9 protein-coding genes are annotated in these 13,745 nt (G+C 44.0%); 1 reads left to right on the forward strand and 8 read right to left on the reverse strand.

The window, feature by feature from the left end; genetic code table 11:
* Positions 1 to 6: 6 nt before the first annotated feature.
* The 3 genes from D6855_RS05235 to lepA all read right to left on the reverse strand — a co-directional run bounded on the left by D6855_RS05235 (position 7) and on the right by lepA (position 7,401).
* Positions 7 to 3,387 (reverse strand): DegV family protein, encoded by a 3,381-nt coding sequence (locus D6855_RS05235; protein ID WP_120738764.1) that lies wholly within the window; start codon positions 3,385 to 3,387, stop codon positions 7 to 9.
* A complete protein-coding gene (locus tag D6855_RS05240; RefSeq protein WP_120738766.1) occupies positions 3,384 to 5,432 on the reverse strand; it encodes a hybrid sensor histidine kinase/response regulator in 2,049 nt (682 codons plus the stop codon). The genes D6855_RS05235 and D6855_RS05240 overlap by 4 nt, the downstream gene beginning before the upstream one ends.
* Positions 5,433 to 5,592: 160 nt before the next feature.
* Positions 5,593 to 7,401 carry a translation elongation factor 4 gene (lepA, locus tag D6855_RS05245; RefSeq protein ID WP_120738768.1) on the reverse strand — a complete coding sequence of 603 codons (1,809 nt, stop codon included), beginning with the start codon at positions 7,399 to 7,401 and terminating at the stop codon, positions 5,593 to 5,595.
* Positions 7,402 to 7,583: 182 nt separating this feature from the next.
* Here lepA and rpsT point away from each other — a divergent pair, with 182 nt between their 5' ends.
* Complete coding sequence (gene rpsT, locus D6855_RS05250; protein ID WP_120738770.1) at positions 7,584 to 7,847, forward strand: 30S ribosomal protein S20; 264 nt, start codon at positions 7,584 to 7,586, stop codon at positions 7,845 to 7,847.
* Positions 7,848 to 7,882: 35 nt separating this feature from the next.
* Here rpsT and D6855_RS05255 read toward each other — a convergent pair whose 3' ends face one another.
* The 5 genes from D6855_RS05255 to D6855_RS05275 all read right to left on the reverse strand — a co-directional run bounded on the left by D6855_RS05255 (position 7,883) and on the right by D6855_RS05275 (position 13,737).
* Positions 7,883 to 8,848, reverse strand: coding sequence for a putative ABC transporter permease (locus D6855_RS05255; protein WP_120738772.1), 966 nt, complete (start codon positions 8,846 to 8,848; stop codon positions 7,883 to 7,885).
* A gap of 2 nt (positions 8,849 to 8,850) precedes the next feature.
* Positions 8,851 to 9,813: a TIGR03943 family putative permease subunit gene (locus D6855_RS05260; protein WP_120738774.1), complete on the reverse strand. Its 963-nt coding sequence runs from the start codon at positions 9,811 to 9,813 to the stop codon at positions 8,851 to 8,853.
* Complete coding sequence (locus D6855_RS05265; protein ID WP_120738775.1) at positions 9,810 to 11,066, reverse strand: GTP-binding protein; 1,257 nt, start codon at positions 11,064 to 11,066, stop codon at positions 9,810 to 9,812. Before D6855_RS05265 ends, D6855_RS05260 begins: the two co-directional genes overlap by 4 nt.
* Positions 11,067 to 11,142: 76 nt before the next feature.
* Complete coding sequence (locus tag D6855_RS05270; protein ID WP_120738778.1) at positions 11,143 to 13,023, reverse strand: hypothetical protein; 1,881 nt, start codon at positions 13,021 to 13,023, stop codon at positions 11,143 to 11,145.
* A gap of 252 nt (positions 13,024 to 13,275) precedes the next feature.
* On the reverse strand, positions 13,276 to 13,737 hold the full coding sequence (locus D6855_RS05275; protein ID WP_120738780.1) for a PH domain-containing protein: 462 nt from the start codon (positions 13,735 to 13,737) through the stop codon (positions 13,276 to 13,278).
* Positions 13,738 to 13,745 lie beyond the last annotated feature (8 nt).

A 13,745-nucleotide genomic window follows, 5' to 3' on the forward strand; every position in this document is an offset into this window, starting at 1 on the left:
TGGTCGTTAACTGCGTTCGCTCAAAGTGGCAGCTATTTCATCAAAATCCATCTTAAGAAGTGAATCCGAAATCCTCTTAAACCTTCCTTCGTCCTCGGTTGGAAGTTTAAAATCTTTTACCGAATCAAGAACCATCCTGACGCACTCATAATCTCTTGCCTGGGTAAACTCATTTAATGCACCGTAGGCTTCTTCAAGAGTATTATCATCAATTTCCGGAAGGTCTTTATCCGCAGCAAAATTTGGTGCGATGGCATCAACAATTTCTTTGTAATGCTTCATAACTGTCCTGTGATGCTCTTTTATGTACTCTGTATTTTCTTCTTTGCCTGCGTTTTCAAGAGCCTGTGCTTCTTCTCCAAGTGACGTGGCACCAATGAGTCTTGAGCTGCTCTTTAGGGCATGGACCTTGATGGTATAGTCCTTAAAGTTCTCTGCTTCGAAGAAGCTTTCTATCTCTCCTGCCTTAACATCGTAGGAGTCATGATAGATCTTAAGAAGTGACAGGTAAGCATCTTCAGATCCGCTGTAACCAATACCTGTCTTTGCGTCAACCGAAGGTAAAAGCTCATACCATTTCTTTTCAGGTTCCTTCACAGTTTCTTCTGGCTCTGCTACAGGTTCCTCAGTAGTAACCTCTTCTACAGCCTCTGCTTCTTCATCCTTAGGCAGCACCTGACTTAAGTTGTAACTGTGGTCGCCCTTTTCAAGGAAAAGGATTCCAAAGGTTCCAGCTCCGCAGTTTGATGAAATACCGGCGGATGCCTTCTGGAAAATGATGTGCTCAAAACTGCACCGTTCTCTGACCGCTTTCTCAATCCAAAGAAGGTCTTCCTCCTTCATTCCGGCGTAGGTGATAAAGGCAAACTCAGTATCCGGATTGGCTTTAGAAGAAAGAGTTTTCTGTATGTATTTCATGTAACAGCTCTGGTCGCTTCCCATGAAGAACCTTCCAACTGTCATCCTGTCATTCTTAAGTACCAGTACAGGCCGCAGCCACAAGGTATTAAGGACACCATTGATGAACGGCGAAATATATCCACGCCTTGCCATAACTTCTGTATTTCTGATGACAAAGCTGCATCTTATATGCTTCTTGGCAATTTCAAGTTCCTGCAGGATCTTATCCACAGGGAGGTTCTGGCCTGCCAGCCTTGCAGCTATCATGGTAAGGGAACCAGTTGAGCTTGACAGACACTCGGAATTAAAAATAGTGACATTTTCAAAGGTTGCCGCTGCTCTTGAAGCTCGTCTGTGTTCCTCACTTATATTGCTGCTTAAGGTTATATAGATAAGGTGGTGGGCCTTCTTAAGCTCTTTTGAAAAGAACTGCACAAACTCATGCTCTGAAGGTGAATCAGAGGATGAGAATCTGTTCTCATCTCCCATGTAGCGCAAAAGCTCATCTGAATCAATATCGATGTTATCCCAGAACACGCCTTCTTTTGTGATGACGGTGAATGGGATGATGCTGATCTGGAGCTCCTTAATGATGCTCTGTGGAAGGTCTGTCATACTGCTGGCTGCAATGACAACAGGCTTCTTCCTGGCATAGCTGCTGGCTGTATTTATGGATGCACCTGTCACCTCGTTGCTGCCTGCAAGAATGACCTTCTCAGCCGGCAGATGAGAAATGAGCATATCCTCCAGCTGCCTTCCGGATACAGGCTTAACCAGGTAGCCGTCAAAGCCGGTGTTATTGTACAGCTCCAGATTCTCACCACCTGCATTTGCAGTAAGAACGATTATCGGAACGTTCTGGTTGAGACCTCCGCTCTGCTTTCTGATCATTTCGTAGCACTCGATGCCATCCATCTCTGGCATGAGATGATCCATGAAAATGAGATCATAGCGGTTTTCAAGTGTCTTTTTAAGGGCATCCTCACCAGAAATGGACAGATCCACAGTCATCTCTGTGCCCTGAAGAAGTTTGTCCTCCACCTGAAGATTCATCTCATTGTCGTCAACAATAAGAATCCTTGCCAAAGGAGCATGGAATGAGTGCTCAAACTTCTCACTTTCAGAAAGAGATCCGCTGCCAGTGATGTTTACTTCACCAATCTTTTTATCAGATGCAATACCCTGCTTTAGCGTAACCTGGAATGCAGACCCCTGTGTATAAACGCTGTTTACTGTGATGGTGCCATCCATCAGCTCCACAAGCTGCTTAACTATGGACAGACCAAGACCAGTACCCTCAATGTATCTGTTCTTTTCTTCATCAACTCTCTGGAAAGTATCAAACAGATGTGGCAGAGCCTCTGCCTTGATTCCCATTCCGGAGTCAGTGACAGTTATCTTTAAAAGAACGTGATCCTCCTCGGGATACTCGCACTCAAGGTGAAGGCTTATGAAGCCCTCTTTGGTATATTTAACAGAGTTATTCAGGAGATTTATCAGTATCTGTTTTATCCTGACTTCATCACCAAAAAGAGTCTCAGGAACATCCGGGTCAATATCAACCTGGAATTTAAGACCTTTTTCCTCAGCCTTAAGCCAGATCATGTTGACGATCTCAGACAGAAGTGCAGACACGCTGTAGTTTACCGGCACAATATCCATCTTTCCAGCTTCGATCTTGCTGACATCAAGAATATCGTTGATAAGAGCAAGGAGCATCTTACCTGCACCCTGGATATTTCTTGCATCCTTCCTGATCTCTTCAGACGCATCCTCCTGACGAAGGATGATCTCATTAAGTCCAAGAACAGTATTTATAGGAGTTCTGATCTCATGGCTCATGCTGGAAAAGAATCTGCTCTGAGCCTTATTAAGTTCCTCAAGCTCTTTTGTCTGCTGAGCTGAGAGTTCAGCTTCCTTCCGATATATCCTGGCCTGGAACATGGTGGTTGTAGAAAGTACCAGACAGGTGATGATGTACTTGGCAAATGAGTATACATAGTCACTTTCCCTTGAATAGGTGGTAACAAGCTCTGGTCTTAAGTACGCAATGATATAGAGCACGCCAAGACTTACTAGGTTGATCACAGTCATAATGATCCTGAATCTGCCCTCAAGAACCAGAAGCAGGAAGTATGTACCAAGAAGAAGTGTAAAAGGATCACCACAATATATACCGCCCTTAGTAAAGAACAGCGCTGGCTGGAATACAAATACCACCAAAAGAGCCACAATGATCTTAGCCCTTCTATAGGTTCCTTTCTTTGTTACGCGAAGTAAAAGGGCGGCGCCGAATATAGCCACAAGTATGGACACTACTGTTGATGAAATGGGCTCATGAAGGAACAGTCCCACCAGCATAGCTGAAATAACTGCAAGGATAAAGCATGCAGAAATAATGGTAAAAGCCCTGTCCTTTTCATGGATTGAAGAGTCATAGATAAAGTTAAGGTACCTTTGTTTGATCTGCTTTAGTAATTTCTTCATGCCAGTACCCTCCCTTCATAGCTGATCCTGTCTGCGGGAAGGAGTCTTTTCATTACTCGCTCAAACTGACCTATATCGACAGGCTTGGCGATAAAGCCATCAAAGCCCTCCTGAATGAACATCTCTTTTGCACCGCTAAGGGCATTGGCCGTAAGTGCCACGATGATCACGTTTCTATCAGAATCCTTGGCAATCAGGCGAAGCCTCTTCATAGCTTCAACGCCGTCCATTTCAGGCATCATATGATCCATAAAGATCACATCATAGTTACCAAGAACATATTTCTCTATAGCTTCTTTTCCGCTCTCTGCAGTGTCAGTCACCATTCCATACTCTTTAAACAGTCCTTCTGCCACCACCAGATTCATTGGCTCGTCGTCAACAATAAGAGCTCGTACTCCCTCAAAGCGCACTTTACCTAAAGCTTCACTATCATTGGCATCTTCATATTCTCCGTTAATAAGCCGGACTATAGGATAACCGTAGAGCGGCTTTGGCATCATAATGACACGACTGCCCTTGGAAACTGAGAAATCAATGTCGGAAGAAACAGCAACTGTATAGCCTTCTTTTGCCAGTTTGTCAAAGAATTCGCTGTCCTTTTCATACTCTTCCTGCCCCATGAAAATATGAGTAACATCAAGATCATCAAGAAGACGCTGAAGTTCTCTTGGATCATGGGCAGAATAAAGCCTCATCTTAAGACCCTTGGCAAGATCAATAGCCATGCTGCTGTTAAAGTCTCTAAGTTCAGGAACAGCGTACTTTTCTGGTCTGCTATAGAATACAACATCCTTTGCCATACCCTCTTTTACAGACATGCAAGGGGTGTTGTCCACTACCTGCTGTGGAATTGACAGACGAACTGTTGTTCCATGTCCCTTTGTACTGTCGATCTTTACAAAACCGCCCATTTTATGCACGATTCCGTAAACGATGGGAAGTCCAATACCGATACCGCCGGTACTTCTGTTTCTCTTTTTATTGGCCTGGTACATACCACCTGCTACCTTTGCCATGGCTGCTCTGGTCATACCAACGCCTGTATCAGTGATCTCAATTGTCAGATTGATTCCATATTCCTTCTTAACAGGAAATACCTTGATGTAGATTCCGCCCTTTCTGGTAAACTTAACCGCATTGTCGATAAGATGCCTGAAGAGCTTATGGATCTTTTGAACATCACCCTTAAGAACTGAAGGGGTCTTTGGAGAAAGATCAACGATGAACTCCAGGTTCTTGGCGTTGTTCATCCTTCTATAGTTTGCAACCACATCGTTAATTAGAGAGCTGCACATATACTCGCTCTCTTCAAGGACAAGCTCTCCCCTCTTAAGCTCAGTGTAATCCTGGATATCCTCAATAAGGTGCGCCAGATGAACGCCTGCTTCCTCTATGGAATCAAGCTCCGTCCTGTCCTCACTCTTTTTCAAAAGGGCAGTCATTCCGCTAATAACATTTACTGGAGTCCTGAATTCATGGGAAATATTAGACAGGAAATCCTGCATATCATTTTCGTTTTCCTTAACTGTATCACGCCACTTCTGAACCTTGTCGCGCTCAATAAGCCTTCTGCTAATGGTCAGCCTGCTGAACATATACAAAGTGAAAAACGATCCGATATGGAAAATGATCTTGACGATAGTAAAAGCCGTCATATTCACTTCCTCATCCTTGTAGAGGAAAGCAAACTGAATGGCCATTACCAAAAAAAACTCGATCAGAATAAGATTGAGCATCAACAAACGATCAAGAGACGTAAACGTAGCCAAAAACAGCATAAAAGCCACAGCCACGTCATAAAGACTGGTCTTCTGCATTCCATGATAAAAACACAAAAAAGCCGAGAACGCAAAATACATATAAATTCTGCCATTAAAGCTGGACTTTTGAGCTATGTGAACCCACCACAGTGCCACAGTCACGCCAAAACAAAGTGGTGGCACCCAAAATTCCCAGCCACCAATATAGTTCTGAACCGAACAGGCCAGATAAGCCACAGTAACAACTGATAAAATTAATCTCTCTCTACGGATGTCCTGCATAGTCTCTCCTGCTATAGTATAGATACTATAATTTTACTATATTCCGTAGTGATTTTTTCTTAAAAAAGTGTAAAAGATTCTCCCCATTCCCGCCCCTTTGGCAGATGAGGGGAAAAAGAAAGGGCAATGTACAACGGATGTAGTACATTGTCCTTGGGTGTTAGTCGGTATTGTCGAGCTTGAGGACGCTGAGGAATGCTGCCTGGGGAACTTCCACGTTTCCGATCTGGCGCATCTTCTTTTTACCCTCTTTCTGTTTCTCGAGAAGCTTCTTTTTACGAGTGATATCACCGCCGTAGCACTTGGCAAGGACGTCCTTGCGGTAAGCCTTGACGGTCTCTCTGGCGATAACCTTGCCTCCAACAGAAGCCTGGATAGGAATCTCGAAAAGGTGCCTTGGGATCTCCTCTTTGAGTTTTTCGCACATCTTGCGGCCTCTCTCGTAAGCTCCGTCCTTGTGTACGATGAAGGAGAGGGCGTCAACTTCTTCTCTGTTAATTAGGATATCCAGCTTAACAAGCTCTGATCTCTCGTAGCCTTTGAGCTCGTAGTCAAATGAAGCATAGCCACGGGATCTTGACTTAAGCGCATCGAAGAAGTCGTAGATGATCTCGTTAAGTGGAAGCTCGTACTTAAGAATAGCTCTTGTCTGCTCGATGTAGTCGGTACTTAGGTACTTGCCTCTTCTCTCCTGGCAGAGCTGCATGATGGCACCAACATAGTCTGTGGTCACCATGATCTCGCCGTTTACGATAGGCTCTTCCATGTAATCTATCTCTGATGGGTCTGGAAGGTTGGTTGGGTTTGTGAGGTCAAATACCTCTCCATCGGTCTTGTGGACCTTGTACACAACGGAAGGCGCTGTGGTAACAAGGTTAAGGTCGTACTCTCTCTCAAGTCTCTCCTGGACTACTTCAAGGTGGAGAAGTCCAAGGAATCCAGCTCTAAAGCCAAAACCAAGGGCTTGAGATGTCTCTGGCTCATAGAAAAGAGATGCATCATTGAGCTGAAGCTTTTCAAGGGCGTCTCTAAGGTCTGAATAGTGAGCTGAATCTGCCGGGTAAAGGCCACAGTAAACCATTGGCATTACCTTTTTATATCCTGGAAGTGCCGCCTCACATGGCTTGTCAGCATCTGTAACTGTATCACCAACTCTGGTGTCCTGAATGTTCTTGATGGAAGCTGTAAAGTATCCAACATCTCCTGCGGAGAGCTCATCACTTGGGATAAAGCTTCCAGGAGCAAAGTATCCAACCTCAACCACCTCTGCCTCTGCAGAAGTAGCCATAAATCTTACCTTCATGCCCTTTCTGATAACACCGTCTCTTACGCGGACAAATACGATTACACCTCTGTAGGAGTCGTAGATACTGTCAAAGATAAGTGCCTTAAGAGGAGCTGATACATCTCCTGTTGGAGCTGGGATCTTATGAACAACTGCCTCAAGTACGTCCTCGATACCGATTCCGTTCTTGGCAGAAATAAGCGGTGCATCCTGAGCCTCAATGCCGATGACATCCTCTATCTCATCCTTGGCCTCCTGAGGCATTGCGCTTGGAAGATCTATCTTGTTGATAACAGGAAAAACATCAAGGTCGTGGTCAAGGGCCATATATACGTTGGCCAGTGTCTGAGCCTCAACGCCCTGGGTAGCATCCACGACAAGAATTGCTCCGTCGCAGGCTGCAAGGCTTCTTGAAACCTCATATCCAAAGTCAACATGTCCAGGGGTATCGATCATGTTAAAGGTATATTCCTGTCCGTCCTTGGCCTTATAGATCATTCGAACAGCCTGGGACTTGATGGTGATACCTCTCTCCCTCTCGATATCCATATTATCAAGAACCTGGTTCTGCATCTCACGAAGAGTCAGAACTCCGGTCTTTTCTATCATTCTGTCTGCAAGGGTTGATTTGCCGTGATCAATATGGGCAACGATGCAAAAATTTCTAATCTTACTCTGATCCACTTTATATTCCTCGTAAATTTCGTTCTATTGTACTCGGTGTATTATATCAAAATCTATTGACAGTTTCTAGATTTTAATCTAAAATATCTAGCGTATGTGGCATTAACTGTCCGTGTCCGGCTTAATGCGCACACGAACATTCTTTATAAACATTTATTTTATTGATTTTTTCGGAGGTAATTATGGCAAATATTAAATCCGCCAAGAAGAGAATTTTAGTTAACCAGAAGAAGGCAGCTCAGAATCAGATGATCAAGTCAGCTGTTAAGACAGAGGTTAAGAAGGTACGCACAGCTATCGAGGCTGGTAACAAGGAAGAGGCTGCTAAGGCACTTCTTGCTGCTACATCAGCAATCGACAAGGCTGAGTCAAAGGGCGTTATCAAGAAGAACACTGCTTCAAGAAAGATTTCTCGTCTTGCTCTTGCAGTTAACAAGATGGCGTAAGCTTTATATTTGAGAAAAATATTAAAGACTGTGGATCATTTCCACAGTCTTTTTTTTGCCTTTTCTTTAAGTTCTTCCATGCTTCCTCTAAAACTTACTGAAGACATGGTTGGGTTTCCTGCGATAGTTCTTTCTCTGTACCACTCAAAAAAGTTCCGTACAGGCGCTGGTGTTATCTTAGACATTACTACCCTGTACTTGGCATAGAGTTCTGTAACTTCTTCTCTTACATTTCCAACATAGGATGCGGGGTCAAGAGCAATCTTTTCTTTTATTACCTTAAATGAGTTCTCAAGAGAATCACTTAGTGAATCTACTCTGTCATAAATGCCTGAACCAATGGATCCCACTGCATTTCCAAGAGCATCTACCTTATCAGCGATTCCCTCTTTTACATCCTCGCCCTTAAAAGCAATAATTACATCAAGGCGCTTCTGCATCCTGCGCATCTCAGTCTTGGCCTTGTCCATGTAGATAAGAACATCTCGAAGATCAAGGGCTGTCTTAAAGGCCAGCATGAAATCGCAGCTCACAAGGAAAGTCAGGATCGCGGTACATACTGTAAGGAAATTGTAAGGGATCGACAGGATCATCTTCTCGATCGGAATCTGAAGAAAATGGGTGAAAACCACTGTGCATATGCCCCAGACTATTGAGGACTCAAGACTTATATGTCCCTGGAAGTTAAACTTCTTGTGGGAATAATCCCAGTACCTCACTTTGAAAAGAGCTTCCATTGTAACTCCAACTACGTACTCAAGGGCAGTTGCTCCGATACAGCCTGCTATGAATACCAGGATCAGGTTGTCATAGAAGGGCTTGGAAACCACCAGCATCATGATTCCGCCAGATCCATACAACGGCAAAAAGGGTCCACGCATGAACCCTCGATTTACCGGATGTTTTTCCATAACTGAAACATAGGTTGACTCAAAACACCAACCAAAGAAACTATAAAAGAAAAATAGAAATAGCCACTGACTAGGCTGATAATTAAACATGCTTACTGCTCCGGATTAGAAAAATCTATTACTGGATTAGCAGGCTCTGTGGTCTTCTCAACAGATGTAGCCATGAGAACAGGACCTTCACCCTGGTACTCAGGCACGTACTGTTTAACAACTTTAGCGGTAACCTCAACCCACTCTTTCTCCTTGAGTTCATTAACCTTGTCATACTCGCAGGCAAAGCCAAGGAACTGCATATCCTGGGCACAGCATGTCATTGCCATTCTGCCAGGAACAAATCTGTTATCAGGGAACTCTGGTGGGATAAGTACCATTCCCTTAAATCTAACGTTCTTGCCTTCATATCTCTCAACGTGGTCAAGAGCATCAAGGTAGAACATTCCATAGCCATAGTTGTTAAGCTCGATAGGATCATCATTAAGGTCAAATGGAAGATCCTCATCTAGAGTAACATCAACCTCTCCATTCTGATCCTCGAAGATAATATCCGCCTTCTGGTTGATAGCCTTAACATTTCTCTTGTAGGCTGGAAGGTTCTCAGTAAGACCATCGCATCTGTTAAACAGGATAAGGTCTGAATTTCTGATCTGCTCAGCTAGAAGTGATTTCATATTGCTGAAGTACAGCTCAAAGCTTGAACAGTCGATAACAGTGATCTGCTGCTCTAAATTCCACATAACAGGAAGCTTCATATTCTTGAAGTTCCACATTCCGTTGTACTCTACAAGAATACGCTCTGGGTTGTGCTTGGCATCAAGGGCAACAAGGGCATCCGGATTGAAGTCCTCTTCGTCCTCGATGATCTCGACTACAGTATTTGTGTTCTTAAGGAGTTTCTCCTCATATTCATTCTCACCCTCTTCGCACACGATAAGAAGGGTCTTACCCTTGGTACGGAAGTATGGCTGAGCGATGGTATATCTGAAAAAGTCAGTCTTACCTGCATCTAAAAAACCATTGATAATATAAACTGGTTTCAATTTTTCTCTCCTTATCATAACCTTCTAAAGAGCTTCTCAAGGTTCTCTTCCTTGAGCTCAGCACCAATTACACAGAACTTACCAGTTACATCAGCTGATCCGCTTCTAACGTCAGCTTCTCCTGGAACATAGTCAAACTCGATCCATGAACCATCTGTACTTGGAACTACGCCCTTTGTACGAAGAACGATACCGTAGGTCTCCTCGTCCTCAAGCTTACCAAGCATCTGCTCGATTTCTTCCTTGGTGTACTTAAGTGGAGTCTCCATACCCCAGCTGATGAATACGTCAGCAGCATCGTGATGATCATGGTGATGATCGTGATGATGCTCATGGTCGTGATCATCGTGGTCATGATGATGGTGCTCGTGCTCATGGTCATGGTCGTGATCATCGTGGTCGTGATGATGGTGCTCGTGCTCATGGTCATGATCATGCTCATGCTCGTCGTGGTCATGGTCGTGATGATGACAGCACTCGTGATCATGATCGTGATCGTCGTGGTCGTGATCATGGTGACAGCAGCACTCGTGATCGTCGTCCTCGCCACCTGAAATATAAACTACAGAACCATCCTCTTTAACGATCTTCTTGCTGCCATGATCGTGATGATGATGGTGATGATGCTCCTCTTCCTCCATGATCATCTTGAGCATCTCAGCCTCAAGCTTGTTGTTGCCCTCGAAGGTATCAAGGATCTCTTTTCCAGAGATCTGATCAAGAGGAGTTGTGATGATAGTTGCCTTCTTGTTGTGCTCTCTGATCAGCTCTACAGCTGTCTCGATCTTGGCCTGATCAGCCTTGTCGCATCTTGTAAGGATAACAGTTCCTGCATTCTCGATCTGGTTGATGAAGAACTCACCAAAGTTCTTAATGTAAACCTTGGCCTTAGTAGCATCAACTACTGTAACAGCACTGTTAAGCTCCATATTCTCGTCTGCATCAGCGATGTTCTGGATAGCTCTCATAACATCTGAAAGCTTACCAACACCTGATGGCTCGATAAGGATTCTCTCTGGTGCGTACTGCTCCATTACCTGCTTAAGTGATGTCTCAAAATCACCAACCAGTGAACAGCAGATGCATCCTGAGTTCATCTCTGTGATCTCAATACCAGCTTCCTTGAGGAATCCACCGTCGATTCCGATCTCACCAAACTCGTTCTCAATAAGAACAACTTTGGTTCCTGCAAGGGCTTCCTTTAAAAGTTTCTTTATAAGTGTAGTCTTACCGGCTCCAAGGAAACCGGATATAATATCAATCTTTGTCATATATACTCCAATCTGCACAGTAATCTGTGCTATAACCACTACAACACATCTATTCTATGCAGAGCCATTAGGAATGTCAAGGAAGGTTAGAAGCGTCGTCAGAAGCTGTCACATCACCATCATTTTGTTGGCCAGAAGGCTGAGTATCACCACTGTCACTGTCAGAGCTGTTCTCATCATCCCCATTGTCATCTGTGTTGCTGCCAGTTTCATTGTTTTCATCTATGTTTTCTCCCTTTTCATCATTATTATTTGTATTTTTCTCTTTATCATCTCCGTCTCCGGAGTCATCTGTATCTCCTGATTCCGAAGGCAATGCTCCTTCAGGCTTGTCAGACTTCTCTTTTTCCAGAGAATTATTATCATCTTCCGGAAGCAGATTCCAGATGGAGTCGTCATCCCACAGAATAGACTGAGATAACCCGACAGTTTGAGGTACCATCATTAGAGATGTTGTGACATTTGTCGCAGGAGCTATGATTCCTGTAGAAGTGTTGTATTTTTCGTAGTCATCAGCAAACACTATCCTGGCTGCAACAATCTGTCCATGAAGGAGGTTGCAGGAAGTCTGATAGCCAAGAAGGGTTCCCTCTGGCTTGTCACACTTTAGGACCCTGGTCTCGCTGACCTGTGGAGTCCTCCTTGCCCTGCTATCTGCAACACTCTTGTCCGTTGTTGTCTCAGTATGCCTTGGATTGTCTTCCACAAAACTAAGGCCACAATATTCACAGCGATAATAGTAATTATTGGCGCCATTCGTATAATGGCTAAAGCCTCTGTTTACGACATCTTTCGTAGTTGTGTAAACATAGAGGGTAGTGATGTCATAGCAGGCATCTGTATGAGTATGAACATAAGGCTCTGTATAGCAACCGCCCTGTCTGTCTATTGGAACATACTCAATATCGCAAACATTGTCCTTCCCGTCCTTATGATAATGATATTCATAGACCACTTCCCCGGGAACGTCATCCTTATCAAGAACGATCTTAACAGGAATGTTCTCTATTGCCTTTGCGATCTCATCAAATGTGGCATCCTCTCTGATCTGGACGTTTTTGGTGAGCAGGGTGGATGCCAGCAGCCTTTTGCCCCTACTCACACGCTGAAAAACCTGATCGATCTTTCCATTTACATTTGAAAGCTCACCTGCAAGATAGCCCTTTAGACTGGTCAGATCACCTTCAAAGGTGAGGTTTACATTACTAAAATAGTTCTCAAGATTTGCATTTAATTCCTTAAAGTTTTTAATGCTCTCATTATCCTGATTTACAAGTTTCTCATTGGATTCATTAAGCTGCTTTAAAAGCTCTGTGTAGTTGTCCAAAAGCTCTTTTGACAGCTTGTCATCTCCGCTCTTTAATGCATTTTGTATCTCTTCAATGAGATTCCTGGTATTCTCCTGGGTCTGGTTGTAGGTGTTCTCTATCTCCTCAAGATTGTGATAGATATTGGTAAAAGAGTCCGCGATGGCCTTACCTGAATCCTCCCCTCCCTTATTTATGAGCTCACGGAGCTTCTCGATATCTTCTCCGGTTTTTGAAATAGAGTTATGAAGGTTAGTCATGTCATTGCCAAGACCTGAAACCTTCTCGGTTACTGTGTTTGTCATCTTCTCTGTGTTCTTTTCGCTAAGGAGTTTGTCTGCTCCATCCTTCTCGTAGAAGCTGCTAAGGCTCTCCTTACTCTCTGTAAGCGACTTATCAAGGCCATCAAGATACTCTGACAGTTCGTCCAGCTTCTCAATAGTCTGTTCGGTGTCCCTGCCCTGAATCTGCTCAAGGTCCTCCTTTGCGCTGGCAGCCACAACCGGGGTGCTAAGGTAGATAAGTCCTCCGCACAGGATCACCGCGATAACTACCGCTATGGCAACCACCACTGTGTCATGCCTTTTTAGTTTTCTCAGCAAAAGCTTTACTGAGTTGTTCTGTTTTGTCCACTTTTCCTTTAGGTTCATATAGTTTCCTTTCTTGAAATACCCGCGGCAAAAAAGACACAGCAAAACAGACCATGCGCCCTTACGCCGCACACATAATAAAAAAATAATTGGAAAATCATCGGGAGAAATCCCGTGATAGTAGTCGGAAGAATACCGACAAGAATTCATTATACATATAAGTCCCAAAAAAGCAAGACGGATTTTAAGACCCGTATAAAAAGAGCGCCACCATGCAGGTAGCGCTCTGTATTATTCATATATTCTGCTGTATCAGTTGTCGATGTGTCCGTCAAGATCGTCCATTCCATCCACATCGTGGATATCCCCGGCACCGAATCCGATGTTCTGCATACTCACTGTGCGGCGACGGATCCTTGCGGATTCTGAAGCCTGTAAGATGAAGTCCTTGATCTCTTTTCCGTGCTTGATGTTCTTCATGACAATGGTTCTGTCTGTAACATCAGATGTGTACAGAACGATCGTAGAAAGGCCAGCCATACGCTGCATCAGGCTGCGAGTGATCTCAACATCGCTGATCTTGTACATGTAGCAGTCATTTTCTCTGACTGTGAAAAATCCCTTTACGATAGTGAAATCATTGTCTCTGATCTCATACTTGGTAAAAGTCCATGGAAGTCCGAACAGGAGCCATCTGCTGCGCTCTCTGTATCTCATTTCTCCCTTGGCTTCTTCTGAATGTGCGAACTGCTCTGGATTAGCTACTTTTGACATATCTTCTC

Source organism: Butyrivibrio sp. CB08 (assembly GCF_003625485.1).
Classification (GTDB): Bacteria; Bacillota; Clostridia; order Lachnospirales; family Lachnospiraceae; genus Butyrivibrio.